The 15,647-nt window shown below is 65.9% G+C and carries 15 protein-coding genes; 13 read left to right on the top strand and 2 right to left on the bottom strand.

Going from position 1 to position 15,647, the window contains the following annotated elements; genetic code table 11:
* Positions 1-87 precede the first annotated feature (87 nt).
* Positions 88-1,479, bottom strand: a complete 1,392-nt coding sequence (locus tag V6D91_RS06820) for an HDOD domain-containing protein (RefSeq protein WP_347318970.1) — start codon at positions 1,477-1,479, stop codon at positions 88-90.
* Between the two features lie 2 nt (positions 1,480-1,481).
* A complete protein-coding gene (purB, locus tag V6D91_RS06815; protein ID WP_347318969.1) occupies positions 1,482-2,855 on the bottom strand; it encodes an adenylosuccinate lyase in 1,374 nt (457 codons plus the stop codon).
* Between the two features lie 261 nt (positions 2,856-3,116).
* Between purB and rpsB the strand changes: the two genes are divergently transcribed.
* The 13 genes from rpsB (at position 3,117) to lpxA (ending at position 15,475) form a co-directional block, all read left to right on the top strand.
* Complete coding sequence (gene rpsB / locus V6D91_RS06810) at positions 3,117-3,848, top strand: 30S ribosomal protein S2 (RefSeq protein WP_347318968.1); 732 nt, start codon at positions 3,117-3,119, stop codon at positions 3,846-3,848.
* A gap of 84 nt (positions 3,849-3,932) precedes the next feature.
* Positions 3,933-4,814: a translation elongation factor Ts gene (gene tsf, locus V6D91_RS06805; protein WP_347318966.1), complete on the top strand. Its 882-nt coding sequence runs from the start codon at positions 3,933-3,935 to the stop codon at positions 4,812-4,814.
* Positions 4,815-4,875: 61 nt separating this feature from the next.
* Entirely contained in the window at positions 4,876-5,610 is a 735-nt protein-coding gene (gene pyrH / locus V6D91_RS06800; protein WP_347318963.1) for a UMP kinase, read from the top strand.
* The gene (gene frr / locus V6D91_RS06795) at positions 5,607-6,164 is read left to right on the top strand and encodes a ribosome recycling factor (protein WP_347318961.1); all 558 of its coding nucleotides are present in this window, start codon (positions 5,607-5,609) and stop codon (positions 6,162-6,164) included. The genes pyrH and frr overlap by 4 nt, the downstream gene beginning before the upstream one ends.
* A gap of 22 nt (positions 6,165-6,186) precedes the next feature.
* Positions 6,187-6,933, top strand: a complete 747-nt coding sequence (gene uppS / locus V6D91_RS06790) for a polyprenyl diphosphate synthase (RefSeq protein WP_347318959.1) — start codon at positions 6,187-6,189, stop codon at positions 6,931-6,933.
* Positions 6,926-7,738: a phosphatidate cytidylyltransferase gene (locus V6D91_RS06785; RefSeq protein ID WP_347318957.1), complete on the top strand. Its 813-nt coding sequence runs from the start codon at positions 6,926-6,928 to the stop codon at positions 7,736-7,738. The genes uppS and V6D91_RS06785 overlap by 8 nt, the downstream gene beginning before the upstream one ends.
* The gene (gene ispC / locus V6D91_RS06780) at positions 7,731-8,930 is read left to right on the top strand and encodes a 1-deoxy-D-xylulose-5-phosphate reductoisomerase (protein ID WP_347318955.1); all 1,200 of its coding nucleotides are present in this window, start codon (positions 7,731-7,733) and stop codon (positions 8,928-8,930) included. The genes V6D91_RS06785 and ispC overlap by 8 nt, the downstream gene beginning before the upstream one ends.
* Positions 8,930-10,288 (top strand): RIP metalloprotease RseP, encoded by a 1,359-nt coding sequence (rseP, locus tag V6D91_RS06775; protein WP_347318953.1) that lies wholly within the window; start codon positions 8,930-8,932, stop codon positions 10,286-10,288. Before ispC ends, rseP begins: the two co-directional genes overlap by 1 nt.
* Positions 10,289-10,333: 45 nt before the next feature.
* The gene (gene bamA / locus V6D91_RS06770) at positions 10,334-12,649 is read left to right on the top strand and encodes an outer membrane protein assembly factor BamA (RefSeq protein ID WP_347318951.1); all 2,316 of its coding nucleotides are present in this window, start codon (positions 10,334-10,336) and stop codon (positions 12,647-12,649) included.
* Positions 12,650-12,686: 37 nt separating this feature from the next.
* Positions 12,687-13,193 carry an OmpH family outer membrane protein gene (locus V6D91_RS06765; RefSeq protein ID WP_347318949.1) on the top strand — a complete coding sequence of 169 codons (507 nt, stop codon included), beginning with the start codon at positions 12,687-12,689 and terminating at the stop codon, positions 13,191-13,193.
* 36 nt (positions 13,194-13,229) lie between these two features.
* Entirely contained in the window at positions 13,230-14,255 is a 1,026-nt protein-coding gene (gene lpxD / locus V6D91_RS06760; protein ID WP_347318948.1) for a UDP-3-O-(3-hydroxymyristoyl)glucosamine N-acyltransferase, read from the top strand.
* Positions 14,256-14,258: 3 nt separating this feature from the next.
* Positions 14,259-14,711, top strand: a complete 453-nt coding sequence (gene fabZ / locus V6D91_RS06755; protein WP_347318946.1) for a 3-hydroxyacyl-ACP dehydratase FabZ — start codon at positions 14,259-14,261, stop codon at positions 14,709-14,711.
* Positions 14,708-15,475 (top strand): acyl-ACP--UDP-N-acetylglucosamine O-acyltransferase, encoded by a 768-nt coding sequence (lpxA, locus tag V6D91_RS06750; protein ID WP_347318944.1) that lies wholly within the window; start codon positions 14,708-14,710, stop codon positions 15,473-15,475. Before fabZ ends, lpxA begins: the two co-directional genes overlap by 4 nt.
* The last annotated feature ends 172 nt before the right edge of the window (positions 15,476-15,647 follow it).

The following is a 15,647-nucleotide window of genomic DNA, read 5'->3' as shown; positions in this document are numbered from 1 at the left end:
GAATCAACACCTCAATCGCGGCGGGACGCCGCCCACCGGGGAGGGATCAGCCGGTGGGAGCCGCGTGCCGCGGCGAAGGGAAGGAGGTTAACGCCGTGGATCGAGGGTCTCGTGGGCCATGGCGAGCATGGCGTTGAACAGACGGAAGTCCTCGGCCGTCAAGGCCGGGGCGTCGAGGGGGCGCTGGGCGAGCAGCAGGCCGACGGGCTTGCCATCCATGCGCAGGGGGCTGATGAAGGTGTCGGCCTGGGCGAGTGGCCCACGCGCCTCCGCCGGTAGGCGGGGCAGGAAGGCCGCGCGATTGGCGGCATGCAGCCAGAGCGGTTGGTGCTTGTTGAGTAGCGCGCTGAACAGGTCGCCGCTGCTCAGTGGGACACTCAGGCCGCGTAAGGGATCCTGGGCGGGCAGGCCGACCGCGAAGCGCGCCTCGAGCTGGGCATGCGATGCATCGAGCATCAAAAGCACCAGCCGCTGGAGGCCGAGTTCGGCACGCAGGTGTTTGAGCAGCTGTTGCAGGATGGCGTTGCTGCCGCTTAGGCCGGACAGGGGCTCGCGCAGTGCGTCGAGCGGGGAGGGGCGTGCCGGGGCCTGCGGAGCAAGCGGAGCATCGAATGGCCAGGGGCTGTCATCCGCAGCGGCAAGGGTGTGGGCGCTGGGTCGCATCCCGGCGGCGAGCAGTCCGGTGGCGCCATGGACGGCGGTGCGCTGGCAGCGGGTCCATGCCACGGCCTCGTCCAGCGCCAGATGGTCGGCAATCGCGGGACGCAAGGCCTGGCTTGCCTTGGTGTGCCAGCCGTGGGCGATGCGCTCTGCCAGCGCACGGGCCAGGCGGATGCCGTGGGCCTGAGCCGACACGCTCTCCGCCGGGCTCCATACTTCGGTCAGCCAGGCTGGTAGGCCCCAGGGTTCGACCAGGCGGGCACAAACGGACGGCCAATCCTCGTCGAGCACGCGGCTTAGGGCCTGGTCGATGAGCAGACCGTCCGACTGGCTAAGGAGGTAGGCCTGCGCGGCCAGCTCGGGAGCCTCAAGCCAGAGGGCGAGCTCGGGAGCGCCGGCCAACAGGGCGGCATGGAAGTGCTGCTCGGCCACCGGCTCGCGACGCGCCAGGGCCCAGTCTTCCGCCTGTTGGGCGGCCTCGAGGGTGCGGGCCAGAACGGCGAGGTACCCGGCCTTGGGCAGGGGGTCGAGCAGGGAGGTGCAGAGCTCGGGCAGGCCGCGGACGATCTGTTTGAGCCGTTCACGGCCGAGCAGGCCAATGGCGGAGTCGAAGGTGGTGACATCCTCGCGCCGGAAACGGCGTGCCTGGCGGTTGGACTCGCCGAGCACGGCGAGGGCCAGGGCCGGGTCGCGGCGCAGGATGTCCTCGATCTGCCAGTTGGTGGTGTCCTCGCGCCCGACCAGGCGCGAGAGGCGCGCGTGGGTGTCCCGCAGCGCCGGGAGGGGCTTGGCGGCAAGACGCTTCGCCCAGTCGCCCATGGTCAGATGGCGCGTGCCTGCTGCTCGGCGTTGCCGAGGTAGCTCGCCGGGGTGAGGCCTAGCAGGCGGTCCTTGGCCTCGCGGGGGATCTCAAGCCGCTCGATGAAGGCGCGCATGACGGCCGCGTCCACCCGCTTGCCGCGGGTCAGCTCCTTGAGCTTCTCGTACGGCTGCTCGATGCCGTGGCGGCGCATGACGGTCTGCACCGCCTCGCCCAGCACCTCCCAGTTGGCATCCAGCTCGGCCAGCATGCCCTCGCGGTTGGCCTCGAGCTTGCCCAGCCCCTTGGCCAGCGACTGGTAGGCGATGGTGCAGTGCGCCAACGCAAGTCCCAGGGCGCGCAGCACGGTGGAATCGGTCAGATCGCGCTGCCAGCGCGAGATCGGCAGCTTCTGGGCGAAGTGGGTGAGCAGGGCATTGGCGATGCCGAGGTTGCCCTCGGCGTTCTCGAAGTCGATGGGGTTGACCTTGTGCGGCATGGTGGAGGAACCCACCTCGCCGGCCACGGTGCGCTGCTTGAAGTGGCCGAGGGCGATGTAACCCCACACGTCGCGGGCAAAGTCGATCAGCACAGTGTTGAGGCGTACCAGCGCATCGCAATACTCGGCGATGTAGTCGTGCGGCTCGATCTGGATGGTGTAGGGGTTCCAGCTCAGGCCCAGCCCCTCGACGAAGTCGCGGGCAAGCGCCGGCCAGTCCACCTCCGGGTAGGCGGCGAGGTGGGCGTTGTAGTTGCCGACCGCACCGTTGATCTTGCCGAGGATCTCGACGGCCGCCAGCTGTTCGCGCTGGCGCTTGAGGCGGTAGGCGACGTTGGCGAACTCCTTGCCCATGGTGGTGGGGGAGGCCGGCTGGCCATGGGTGCGGGAGAGCAGCGGGGCATCGGCCAGCGCGTGCGCCATCTCGCGCAGGGTCTTGAGGACGCCGTCGATGCGTGGCAGCAGCACCTGGCCACGGCCCTCGCGCAGCATCAGGGCATAGGCGAGGTTGTTGATGTCCTCGGAGGTGCAGGCAAAGTGGAAAAATTCCGAGATGGCCGCCAGTTCCGCGTTGTTCTGAACCTTTTCCTTGAGGAAGTATTCGACCGCCTTCACGTCGTGGTTGGTGGTGCGCTCGATGTTCTTGACCCGCTGCGCATCCTCCAGGGAAAAGTGATCGACGATACCATCCAGCACATGGCTGGCGTGCTCGGAGAGGGCGGGAACCTCGGCGATGCTGGGGTGGCGGGCCAGGGCCTGCAGCCAGCGCACCTCGACCAGCACGCGGTGACGGATCAGCCCGTATTCGCTGAAGATGGGGCGCAGCTCCTCACACTTGTCGGCATAACGTCCATCGGCGGGGGCAAGGGCGGTCAGGGTGGAGAGGGCGTGACTCATCGGCGTGGCTCGTTCGATCTGTGCATTGAAGTACTGGCCGGCGAGTTTAGCACGCTGCCTTCGTGATGGAGGCGGCCGTGGCGCCGCATCCGGATTTGTGGTTAAATGCTCGCGCCGCGCGGATGGTCGCGCCGGCAACCCCCAACCCACACGCGCATCGTCACCTGATCGGCGGGGTGCCTTGCAAGCCCGATGTCCATTCCGGGCTCGCAGGTCGCCGACGGGGTGCGCGGAGGCCCAACCCCAAGAGGAGTTAAAGCAATGGCTCAAGTCAGCATGCGTCAGATGCTGGAGGCCGGTGTCCACTTCGGTCACCAGACCCGCTACTGGAACCCGCAGATGGCGCCGTACATCTTCGGCGACCGCAACAAGATTCACATCATCAACCTGGAAAAGACCGTGCCCATGTTCAATGAGGCACTGAATTTCCTGGGTAAGGTGGCTGCCAACGGCGGCAGCATCCTGTTCGTGGGCACCAAGCGTTCCGCCCGCGAGACCATCGGTGAGCAGGCTGCACGCTGCGGCATGCCGTTCGTCAACTACCGCTGGCTCGGTGGCATGATGACCAACTTCCGCACCGTCAAGCAGTCCGTTCGCCGCCTGAAGACCCTGCAGACCATGGCGCAGGATGGCAGCTTCGAGCGCCTCACCAAGCGCGAGGCCCTGGACCTTGCGCGCGAGATGGAAAAGCTCGAGCGCAGCCTGGGTGGTATCCAGAACATGGAGCGCCTGCCGGACGTGCTGTTCGTGATCGACGTCGATCACGAGAAGATCGCCGTCAGCGAGGCTCGCAAGCTGGGCATTCCGGTGGTGGCCGTGGTGGATACCAACAGCTCCCCCGAGGGTGTGGACTACGTGATCCCGGGCAACGATGACGCCATCCGCGCCATCCAGCTCTACGTCACCGCCGCCGCTGATGCGATCGTCGAGGCCAAGAATGCTGTCACGGTCGCGGGCGATGATTTCGTCGAGGTGAGCGAGCCCGCTGCCTGAGTGCGCGCGCCGATCCGGCGCGGCCATCCATCCTGCAACGGGTCCTAGTGGCCCGTTGTTTTTATCAGAATCGAGGAAAAGTTCATGAGCACGATTACTGCGGCCATGGTGAAAGAACTGCGCGACCGTACCGGCGCGGGGATGATGGAGTGCAAGAAAGCGCTGACCGAGGTCGGCGGCGACATCGAGGCGGCCATCGAGTGGATGCGCAAGCAGGGCATGGCCAAGGCCGACAAGAAGGCCGGCCGTACCGCCGCCGAGGGCATGGTGGTGATCAGCGTGGCGGATGACGGCAAGAGCGCCGCCATGGTCGAGATCAACAGCGAGACCGACTTCGTCGCCAAGAGTGAAGACTTCGTTCAGTTCGCCAACGAAGTGGCGCGCATCGCCCTCAAGAACGCACCGGCCGATGTCGATGCCCTGCTGGCCTGCAAGATGGCGAGTGGCGAGGACATGAACACCGTGCGCTCCGCCCTGGTCGCCAAGATCGGTGAGAACATCCAGGTGCGTCGCTTTGCCCGCATCGAGACCACCGGTGTGATCGGTGCCTATCGCCACGGCGAGCGCATCGGCGTACTGGTCGACATGGCTGGCGGCAATGCCGAGCTGGCCAAGGACATTGCCATGCACGTGGCCGCCAGCCGTCCGGTGTGCGTGTCCGAGGCCGATGTTCCGGCCGAACTGGTCGAGAAAGAGCGCGAGATCTTCTCCGAGCAGGCGGCCCAGAGCGGCAAGCCGGCCGACATCATCGCCAAGATGGTCGAGGGCCGCATCAAGAAATACCTCGCCGAAGTGGCCATGACCGGCCAGCCCTTCGTCAAGGATCCCGACATGACCGTCGGCGCCCTGCTGAAGAAGGCCGGTGCCGAGGTGAAGAGCTTCGTCCGCTTCGAGGTGGGCGAGGGCATCGAAAAGCAGCAGACCGACTTTGCTGCCGAAGTCATGGCCCAGGTCAAGGGCGGCTGATCCGCCCCCGGCCCCGGTACGTCCGGGGCCCCTTATTCCCCAACTCCGTCAGGTGTGGATGATGCAAGCGAAACCCCTTCATTACCGTCGTGTTCTTCTCAAGCTGAGTGGTGAGGCGCTGATGGGGGATTTCGACTACGGGATCGACCCGGCCGTCATCAAGCGCCTGGCGGAGGACGTGATTGCCCTGCGTGCGCTGGGCGTCGAGGTCGCGCTCGTCATCGGCGGCGGCAACATCTTCCGCGGCGCGGGCCTGGCCGAGGGCGGCATGGACCGGGTGACCGGTGATCACATGGGCATGCTGGCTACGGTGATGAACGCCCTGGCGATGCAGGATGCCATCGAGCGCCTGGGAGGGCAGTGCCGGGTCATGTCCGGGCTGTCCATGCACCAGGTGTGCGAGGACTACATCCGCCGCCGCGCGGTGCGCCACCTGGAGAAAGGGCGCATCGTCATCTTCGCTGCCGGCACCGGTAACCCCTTCTTCACCACCGATACGGCAGGCAGCCTGCGTGCGGTCGAGATCGGCGCGGACCTGCTGGTCAAGGCGACCAAGGTCGACGGCGTGTATGACAGCGACCCGCGCAAGAACCCAGAGGCGCGCCGCTACGATCACCTGACCTTTGATGAGGCGATCAACAGCCAGCTGGGCGTGATGGACGCCACGGCTCTGGTGCTTTGCCGCGACAACAACCTGCCGCTGATGGTGGCGGACATCAATGTTCCCGGCCTGCTCACGCGCCTGGTGGCGGGCGAGCGGGTCGGCACCCTGGTCACTCGGGAGAACCAAGCATGATCGACGACATTCGCAAAGATGCCGAGCAGCGCATGGGCAAAAGCCTTGATGCGCTGAAGACTGAGTTAAGCAAGCTGCGCACGGGGCGTGCCCATCCTTCCATCCTCGACCATGTGAAGGTCGAGTATTACGGACAGGAGGTTCCGCTGTCCCAGGTGGCCAAGATTGTGGCTGAGGATGCGCGCAGCCTGACTGTCTCCCCCTGGGAGAAGGACATGGTGAGCAAGATCGAGAAGGCCATCATGACCTCCGACCTTGGCCTCAACCCGATGAGCGCAGGCATGGTCATCCGCGTGCCGATGCCGCCGCTGACCGAGGAGCGCCGCCGCGATCTGGTGAAAGTCGTCCGTCACGAGGGCGAGAACGCCAAGGTTGCCATCCGCAACATCCGCCGGGATGCCAACGGCGCGCTCAAGACCCTGCTGAAGGACAAGGCGATCAGCGAGGATGAGGAGCGTCGTGCCCAGGACGCGATCCAGAAGCTCACGGACAAATATGTCGCCGATGTCGACGCCGTACTTGCTGCGAAGGAGAAGGAACTGATGGAGGTCTGATCCCCTCCTGATGGTCCTTCCCATGTCCCTCCAAGAGAAGATCGACGTACCAGCCCACGTTGCCATCATCATGGATGGCAACGGGCGCTGGGCCGAACAGCGCGGCTATCCGCGCGTGCTCGGCCATCGCCGGGGCGCCACCGCCCTGCGCGCCACCGTGCGCGCCTGTGCCGAGCGCGGGGTGCGGGTGCTCACCGTGTTCGCCTTCTCGAGCGAAAACTGGCGCCGGCCCTCGTCGGAGGTCGGCGCCCTCATGCAGTTGTTCCTTCAGTCCCTGCGCCGCGAGGTCCGCCGTCTGCACGAGGCCGGCGTCCGCCTGCGCTTCGTCGGTGAGCGCGGCCGTTTCGATCCTGCCCTGCAGGCACGCATGGCCGAGGCCGAGGAACTCACCGCCGGCAATGAGCGCATGACCCTGGTGGTGGCCGTCAACTACGGCGGACGCTGGGACATTGCCCAGGCCGCGCGCGCGCTGGCGGGGGAGGTGGCGGCCGGCCGCCTTGCGCCGGAGGCGGTGGATGAGGTCGCCCTTGCCCGCCATCTCGCCTTGGGCGATCTGCCTGAGCCGGATCTCTTGATCCGCACCGGCGGCGAGCAGCGCATCAGCAACTTCCTCCTCTGGCAGCTCGCCTATGCCGAGCTGTATTTCACCCCGGTGCTGTGGCCGGACTTCGACGCCGAGGCATTGGACCGCGCCCTTGCTTGGTATGCTGGGCGCGAGCGCCGTTTTGGTCAGACCTCGGCGCAACTCCAGGAGTCCGCCCGTGCTTAAGCAACGCATCCTCACCGCGCTGGTGCTCGCGGGCCTTCTCATCCCCGCGCTGTTCTTCCTGCCTCGTGCGGGGTTTGCGGCGCTGGTGGGGCTGGTGGTGTTCGCCACCGCCTTCGAGTGGGCAGCCCTGGCCCGGCTTGCGGGGGGAGCCCGTCTCGCGTTTGCCTTGTTGCTCACTCTCGCGGGTATCCCCCTGCTCATGCTCGATGGTGCGCTCGGCTGGGTGCTTGGCGCCGCTGTGCTGCTCTGGCTGACGCTCAGTGTCCGCCTGGTATTCGGCGCGCGTGCCCCCGCCTTCGTGCACGGCCGTGCCTACAAACTCATCCTCGCGCCCTTGGTCCTGTGGCCCGCCTGGTTGGCGCTGGATGCGCTGCGCAACCTGCCGGACGGCCCCTTGTGGGTGTTGGCGACCTTCATGGTGGTGTGGGTGGCGGATTCGGCCGCCTACTTCAGTGGCCGCCGCTTCGGCCGCCACAAGCTGGCCCCTGCGATCAGCCCCGGCAAGACCGTCGAAGGGTTGGGAGGGGCGCTGGTGGCGGTCTTGCTGGTGGGCTGGGCGGCGCATACCGTCACCCCCTATGCCGCCTTGCCGCTGTTGCCCTGGCTGCTGCTCCTGTTCGTGGTCACCCTGATCTCGGTCATGGGTGATCTGCACGAGAGCCAACTCAAGCGCGAGGCCGGGGTGAAGGACAGCGGGTCCCTGCTGCCGGGGCATGGTGGCATGTTCGATCGGGTCGACAGCCTGCTCGCTGCCGCGCCGCTGATGGCCTTCGGTCTGTTGAAGCTCGGGGTGCTGCATGGCTGATTCACGTCAGGGGGTGTGCATCCTCGGGGCGACGGGCTCCATCGGCCAGAGCACCCTGGATGTGCTGCGCCGCCACCCTGCGCGCTGGCGGGTCGAGTCGCTCGGCGCGTGCCGCGACGTCGAGGGTATGCTGGCCGCCTGCCGTGAGTTTCGTCCCCGCTGTGTGGCCATGGGCGAGCGTGCCGCTGCAGCGCAGCTGCGTGAGGCTTTGCGCCTGGAGGGGCTCCCGATCGAGGTGCTCGAAGGGGCCACGGGCATGGAAGCCATTGCGGCGGATGCCGCCAGCCCCATCGTGGTGGCGGCCATCGTCGGTGCCGCCGGGCTGCGTCCGGCCCTGGCGGCGGTGCGCCAGGGCAAGCGGGTGCTGCTGGCCAACAAGGAGGCGTTGGTCATGTCCGGCGCCCTGTTCATGGATGAGGTGGAGCGCCATGGCGCCACCCTGCTGCCGCTGGATTCCGAACACAACGCCCTGTTCCAGTGCCTGCCGCGCCCGGATGCGGTGCGCCACCTTGAGCTCGGCGTGAGCGAGCTGATCCTGACCGCCTCGGGCGGCCCCTTCCGTCAGCGTCCGGCCGATCAGCTCGCTTGGGTGACGCCCGAGGAGGCCTGCGCCCATCCCAACTGGTCGATGGGGCGCAAGATCTCGGTGGATTCCGCCACCCTGATGAACAAGGGGCTGGAGGTCATCGAGGCGCGCTGGCTGTTCGATGTCCCGCCCGAGCGCATCCGCGTGCTGGTCCATCCGCAGAGCATCGTCCACTCGATGGTCGCCTACAGTGACGGCTCGGTCCTGGCCCAGATGGGCAATCCGGACATGCGCACGCCCATCGCCCATGCCTTGAGCTGGCCGGAGCGGGTAGAGTCAGGCGTCGCTCCGCTCGACCTGACCCGGGTGGCGGCATTGCAGTTCGAACAGCCGGACCTTGCGCGATTTCCCTGCCTGCGCCTGGCCTTCGATGCCCTGCAGCAGGGCGGGGTCGCGCCGGCCGTGCTCAACGCCGCCAACGAGGTGGCGGTGGAGGGTTTTCTCGCCCGCCGCCTGCGCTTCACCCAGATCCCGGCCCTGATTGAGGCGGTCCTCGAGCAGGCCCCCTCCGTCGCAGCCGACTCTTTGGAGGCTGTGTTCCGGTCGGACCATGAGGCGCGCGAACTTGCCGCGCGCTGGATGGCTGCGTACGGGGAGCGTCTCTGATGCACCTGCTCACCAGCATCCTCGGCTTCATCCTCGCGGTCGGTCTGCTGGTTGCGGTGCATGAGTGGGGGCACTTCTGGGTGGCACGCCGGCTTGGCGTCAAGGTGCTGCGTTTCTCCATCGGCTTCGGTCGCCCGCTGCGCACTTGGCGCAGGGGGGAGACCGAATACCTTATTGGCAGCCTGCCCTTCGGGGGCTACGTCAAGATGCTCGATGGCCGGGAGGGGCCGGTGGACCCGGCCGAGGCGCACCGGGCCTTCGACCGGCAGGGGGTCGGCAAGCGTGCCGCGATCGTCGCCGCGGGGCCGGCCGCAAACCTTGTCTTCGCCGTCGTCGCCTATGCCCTGATGTATATGGTCGGGGTCACCGGGCTTGCGCCCATCCTCGATGCCCCTGCTGCCGCGACCCCGGCGGCCCAGGCGGGCTTGCAGGGCGAGGCGGAGGTGCTGGCCGTCAATGATCGCCCGGTGCGCACCTTCGATGCCCTGCGTATCGCGGCGCTTGACGCCGCGACGGGGGATGCGCCCCTCCGGTTGCATGTGCGCGAGCAGGGGGTCGAGCGCACGGTCGAATTGCCCGGCGCGCCCTATGGCCTGCTCAAGGGCACCGATGACCCGCTCGCGCGCCTTGGCCTGCGCCCGTGGGAGCCGAACGGCGCGGTCGTCGTGCGCCGGGTGGAGGAGGGCGCTGCGGCGGATCAGGCGGGCCTGAGGGTCGGTGATGTGGTCACCGGGGTGGGGGGGGAGCCTGTTGATCGCGCGAGTGTACTGATCAAGGCCATCCGCCAGCATCCCGGCGAGCGCGTGGAGCTCGACATCCTGCGCGATGGGCAGTCACTTCACATCAGCGTGATACCCGGCACGCGCCGGTCCAACGGCGAAGTGGTCGGTTATGCTGGGGCCGCCTTCTCGGTCGATATTTCCGATGAGACACGGGCGCGGCTGCGGGTGGTGGAGCGCCTCGGCGTGCTGGAGGCGGTCCAGGCGGGCCTCTCGCGTACGTGGGACATGAGTGTGCTCAGCCTCCGGGTCATGGGCAAGATGCTTACCGGGGAGGCCTCGCTCGAGACCATCAGCGGGCCGCTCGGCATCGCTGATGTGGCAGGCAAAAGCCTGGTGCTCGGTCTGTCCAGCTTTCTCGCCTTCCTCGCCCTGGTCAGCCTGAGCCTTGCGATTCTCAACCTGTTGCCCGTTCCCGTACTGGATGGCGGGCACCTGTTGTTTTATCTTATCGAGGTTTTGCTCGGCCGGCCGTTGTCGGACCAGGCGCAGATGCTCGCTCAGCGCATTGGTATGAGTCTGTTGCTTGCGCTGATGGCACTAGCCCTTTTCAACGACCTGACACGGCTCTTCTTCTAGTAGTAGGCCCGCAACGACACCGCCCTTTTTGGACCCTAAGAATTCATGAAGATGTTCGCCCGCTCGATCCTACCGCTGGCCCTTGGCGTCGCACTCTCCGCCCAGGCAGCGGACCCCGCCTCAACGTTCACCCTGCGGGACATCGAGGTACAGGGGTTGCAGAACATCGCTTCGGGCACCGTATTCACCTATCTGCCCTACCGGGTTGGTGACACCTTCACCGAGGCGGACAGCACCCGGGTGATTCAGGAGCTGTACAAGACCGGCTTCTTCCGCCGTGTCGATGTCGCCCGGCGCGGCGAGGTGCTGGTGGTCAAGGTGGAAGAGCTGCCGACCATTGGCGAGCTGACCATCACCGGTAATGACAAGGTTGAAAAGGCCGACCTCGAAAAGGCGCTCAAGTCCGCCGGACTTGCCAAGGGGCGGGTCCTCAACCGCCAGGCCCTCGAGCAAATGGAGCAGGAGCTGCAGCGTCTCTATTTCAGTATGGGCCTGTACGGTGTGCGCGTGGACACCAAGCAGACCGAGCTCGAAGGCAACCGCGTCGCGCTGGAGGTGAATATCCTCGAGGGCACCCCGGCCAGCATCCGCACCATCAACATCGTCGGCAACAAAGACTTCAGCGAGAAGGAACTGCTCAAGCAGTTCGACCTCGGGCCGACGGCCTGGTATCAGTTTTTCTCCGACCGCGACCAGTATTCGCGCCAGAAACTGGCGGCAGACCTGGAGAAGCTGCGCTCGTTCTACCTCGACCGCGGGTACCTCAAGTTCAACGTCGATTCCACCCAGGTCTCCATCTCGCCGGATCGCAAGGACATCCACATCAGTATCGGCATCACCGAGGGCGAGCAATACACCGTCAGCGAGGTCGGCTTTGCCGGCAACATGATCCTGCCCGAGGAGGAGCTGCGCCGCCTCGTCACCATCAAGCCGGGCGAACGATTCTCACGCAAGGCCCTGACCGAGAGCACCAGCGCGCTGGTCAAGCGCCTGGGCAACGAAGGCTATGCCTTCGCCAACGTCAATCCGGTGCCCGAGCTGGATGAGGCCAACAAGAAGGTCAAGCTGACCCTGTACGTCGATCCGGGCAAGCGCGTCTACGTGCGCCGCATCAATATCGCCGGCAACTACAATACCGACGAGGAGGTGTTCCGCCGCGAGATGCGCCAGATGGAGGGCGCCTGGTTCTCCGGCGAGAAGGTCGAGCGCTCCAAGGAGCGCCTGCAGCGTTTGAGCTATGTCGAATCGGCCTCCATCGAGACCAAGCCGGTTCCCGGAGCGGCCGATCAGGTCGACCTGAACGTTGGCGTGACCGAGCGCCTGTCCGGCAGCTTCAGCATCGGCGCGGGCTACTCCCAGTCCGAGGGTATCCTGCTGAACCTGGGATTGTCGCAGGCCAACTTCCTCGGCACCGGCAACAATGTCGCGCTCAATGTCGAGCGCAGCGGCCTGCGCAACATCTACAGCCTCTCCTACCTCAACCCCTACTGGACGGTGGATGGCATCAGCCGCGGTTTCTCGGTCTACTTCAAACAAATGGATGCCACCAAGGTGACCCTGAGCCGCTACTTGATGGACTCCTATGGGGGGGATATCAAGTTCGGCATCCCGCTGTCCGAGTACACCGGCGTGCGCCTGGCGGTGGGCCTGGATCACAGCCAGCTGAAGCGGACCACCAACTCGCCGGACTGGGTCAAGGAAGAGAGTTACAACTTCTACACCCTCACCCCGAGCTGGTATTGGGATACCCGTGATCGGGCCATCTTCCCCAATCGTGGCGGTTACAGCCTGGCGAGTCTGGAAGTCGCGGGGCCGGGCAGTGGGCTCGAGTACTACAAGGCCAACCTCAGCCATGACCATTACTTCAGCCTGACCACCAACTACGTGTTCAAGGTGGGCGCCGTGGCGGGGTATGGTGACAGCTACGGCAAGGCCTACACCTATATCGACCAGGATGGCGTCGAACGTACCACCACCCTGCCGCCGTTCAAGAACTACTACGCGGGCGGTATTCGCTCCGTGCGCGGCTTCCAGGACTACAGCCTCGGACCACGCGACAACCTCGGCAACGCCATGGGCGGCGCGTTCAAGCTGTCGGGGACGGCCGAGCTGATCTTCCCGTTGCCCTTCCTCGGTGAGGAGAGTGCCAAGAACGTACGCATGGGCCTGTTCTATGACATCGGCAACGTGTTCTCGTCTTATGATGCCTTCAAGGCCGACGAGCTGCGCATGTCTGCCGGCGTGTCGCTGATCTGGCTCTCGCCGATCGGCCCGCTGACCTTGAGCCTGGCCCAGCCGTTGAATGACAAGCCGGGTGATCGTACCCAGATGTTCCAGTTCGCCATTGGCGCCGGTTTCTAACCATCCAACCCAACCAACCCAAGATCGGAGTTCAACCGTGTTCAAGCAGACCGCCCTCATTGCCGCAGCCCTGGCCCTGGCCCTCTCTGGCAGTGCCTGGGCCAAGGAGCTCAAAGTCGGCTTTGTCAATTCGGCCATGCTGCTCGATAAGGCACCGCAGGCTGAGGCTGCGCGCAAGCAGCTGGAGAAGGAGTTCTCCGCCCGCGAGCGCGAGTTGGTGGAAAACCAGAAGGCTGCCCAGGCGCTGGAGCAGAAGCTCTCCCGCGAAGGCGCGGCCATGAGCGAGGCCGAGCGTTCCCGTCAGGAGCGCGAGCTGAACCGCCGCATGCGCGAGCTGCAGCGCCAGCAGGCGGAATTCCGTGACGACCTGAACCTGCGCAAGAACGAGGAGCTCGCCAAACTTCAGCGCACCGTGTTCCAGGTGATCAACGAGATGGCCAAGGCCGAGGACTATGACCTGATCCTCAGCGACGGCGTGGTCTATGCCGGCCCGAATGTGGACATCACCAACAAGGTGCTCGACCGTCTGCAGACGGCTAAATAAGCCGGCCCCAGGCGAGCTCGGAAGAGGGGTTCCACGGTGAGGCTAGGGGAGCTGGCGGAACGGCTCGGGGCCCGGCTTTTGGGCGATCCGGCCCAGGATGTTCTGCGCGTTGCCGCGCTTGAGCAGGACGACCCAAGCGCCCTCGGTTTCGTCCAGGACGAGGCCTATCTAGTCCCGCTCGAGACCAAGAAGGCCGGTGTGGTGATCCTGCCGCCGGCCTTCGAGCAGGCCTATGCCGGCCCACGCCTGGTCAGCGACACCCCGCAGCTGAGCTTTGCCCGCGCTGCGCGACTGCTCCATCCCCGCCCTGTCCGGCAGGGCATTCACCCCTCCGCTTGGGTTGAAACCGGGGCGGAGGTCGATGCCACGGCCTGGATCGGCCCTCTGACGGTCGTCGGCCGTGGGGCGAGAGTTGGGGCGGGGGCCCAGATCGGACCGCAATGCTTTGTGGGGGAGGGCAGCAGCATCGGTGCCGGGACCGAGCTGGTCGCACGTGTCACGGTGCTGGACGGGGTGACGATCGGGGCGCGCTGCATCATCCATCCTGGGGCGGTGATCGGCTCCGATGGCTTCGGTCTTGCGCATGCGCGCAGCCATTGGGAGCGGGTGCCGCAGCTTGGCGGTATGCGTATCGGCGATGACGTCGATATCGGCGCCAACACCACGGTGGATCGAGGCGCCCTCGGCGACACCGTCATCGCGGACGGGGTCAAAATCGACAACCTGGTGCAGATCGCCCACAATGTGACAATTGGCGAGCATACCGCCATCGCGGGCTGCGCGGGGCTTGCCGGCAGCTCCCGTGTTGGCCGCCATTGCATGCTCGCGGGCGGGGTGGGCCTTGCCGGCCATCTCGAGCTTGCGGACGGGGTTCAGGTCACGGGCATGTCCATGGTCACCCGCTCCATTCACCAGCCCGGCGTCTATTCCGCAGGCACGCCCTTGGATACCAACCGGAACTGGCGCCGCAATGCCGCCCGTTTCAAACACCTTGACGACATGGCGCGCCGCATCGAGGTCCTCGAGCGAAAGTTGCGCAGCAAGGATTCATCAGAGGAGTGACGCGTGAGTCGCGTATTGAACATCCAGGAGGTCATGCAGCACCTCCCGCACCGCTACCCCTTTCTGCTCGTCGACCGCGTGCTCGACTGGGCGCCGAACGACTACCTGACGGCGATCAAGAACGTCACCTTCAACGAACCCTACTTCCAGGGCCACTTCCCGGTACGGCCGATCATGCCCGGCGTGTTGATCACCGAGGCCATGGCCCAGGCCACCGGCATCCTCGCCTTCGCAAGTCAGGGTGACAAGCCGAACGACGACAGCCTTTACATGCTGGTGGGCTTGGACGATGTCAGCTTCCGCCGCATCGTCGAGCCGGGTGACCAGCTCACCCTGCACGTGCGCCAGAAGCGTCTGATCCGTAACCTTGGCATCTTCGAGTGCGAGGCGAGGGTAGGCGATGAGGTGGCTGCCAGCGCCACCATCAAGTGCATTGCCAAGGATGTCACCGCATGATTGACCCGCGCGCAGTCATCCATCCTAAGGCGCGCATTGGCGAGCAGGTCAGCATCGGTCCGTTCTCGGTCATCGGTGCGGAGGTCGAGATCGGCGAGGGCACCTGGATCGGCCCGCACGTGGTCATCAACGGCCCGACCCGCATCGGGCGTGACAACCGAATCTTTCAGTTCGCTTCGATTGGCGAGGCACCGCAGGATCTCAAGTATGCTGGCGAGCCGACCCGGCTCGAGATCGGCGACCGCAACACCATCCGCGAGGGAAGCACCATCCACCGCGGCACCACCCAGGGTGAGGGCGTGACGGTCATCGGCAGCGACAACCTGTTCATGGCCACCACCCACGTGGCGCATGACTGCCGCATCGGCAGCCACGTCATCATGGCCAACTGCGCCTCGCTGGCCGGGCATGTGGTGGTGGAAGACTGGGCCATCCTCAGCGGCTTTTCGGTGGTGCACCAGTTCTGCCGTATCGGCGCGCACAGCTTTGCGGGGGGCGCGACCAAGATCACCCAGGACATCCCGCCGTTCGTCATGGTCGACGGCGCCCGTGCCCGCGCGATTGGGATCAACAAAAATGGCCTCAAGCGACGCAACTTCTCCGAGGAGACCATCCGCGAGCTGCACCGCGCCTTCAAACTGGTGATCCGCAACCGCCCGACCAAGGAAAACTGGGACGAGGCCGAAGAGATGGCCGCCACCTGCCCGGAGGTGCGTCAGTTCCTTGACTTCATCCGCGCCAGTCAGCGCGGGATTGTGCGCTGATTGAGCATGTAGAAAAGGAAGGTTTGCTGAATAGCGCGCTCCCCTCTCCCGCTTGCGGGAGAGGGGCCGGGGGTGAGGGAGAATCCCCCCTCAAGGCTGCCGGGGCGCCAGGCCGTTCAAGGGGGTGAACCGGCCAAGGAAGGCCGGTTCAGCTTTGCCGGGGCAGGATGCC

Origin of the sequence: Thiofaba sp. EF100, from assembly GCF_039822285.1 — a bacterium.
GTDB lineage: Bacteria > Pseudomonadota > Gammaproteobacteria > Halothiobacillales > Halothiobacillaceae > Thiofaba.
This window is presented reverse-complemented; position numbering and strand designations above follow the sequence as displayed.

Coding starts and splice junctions, on each gene's coding strand:
- V6D91_RS06820 (WP_347318970.1), bottom strand. CDS start 1,479: ATGGGCGACTGGGCGAAGCGTCTTGCCGCCAAGCCCCTCCCGGCGCTG.
- purB (WP_347318969.1), bottom strand. CDS start 2,855: ATGAGTCACGCCCTCTCCACCCTGACCGCCCTTGCCCCCGCCGATGGA.
- rpsB (WP_347318968.1), top strand. CDS start 3,117: ATGGCTCAAGTCAGCATGCGTCAGATGCTGGAGGCCGGTGTCCACTTC.
- tsf (WP_347318966.1), top strand. CDS start 3,933: ATGAGCACGATTACTGCGGCCATGGTGAAAGAACTGCGCGACCGTACC.
- pyrH (WP_347318963.1), top strand. CDS start 4,876: ATGCAAGCGAAACCCCTTCATTACCGTCGTGTTCTTCTCAAGCTGAGT.
- frr (WP_347318961.1), top strand. CDS start 5,607: ATGATCGACGACATTCGCAAAGATGCCGAGCAGCGCATGGGCAAAAGC.
- uppS (WP_347318959.1), top strand. CDS start 6,187: ATGTCCCTCCAAGAGAAGATCGACGTACCAGCCCACGTTGCCATCATC.
- ispC (WP_347318955.1), top strand. CDS start 7,731: ATGGCTGATTCACGTCAGGGGGTGTGCATCCTCGGGGCGACGGGCTCC.
- rseP (WP_347318953.1), top strand. CDS start 8,930: ATGCACCTGCTCACCAGCATCCTCGGCTTCATCCTCGCGGTCGGTCTG.
- bamA (WP_347318951.1), top strand. CDS start 10,334: ATGAAGATGTTCGCCCGCTCGATCCTACCGCTGGCCCTTGGCGTCGCA.
- lpxA (WP_347318944.1), top strand. CDS start 14,708: ATGATTGACCCGCGCGCAGTCATCCATCCTAAGGCGCGCATTGGCGAG.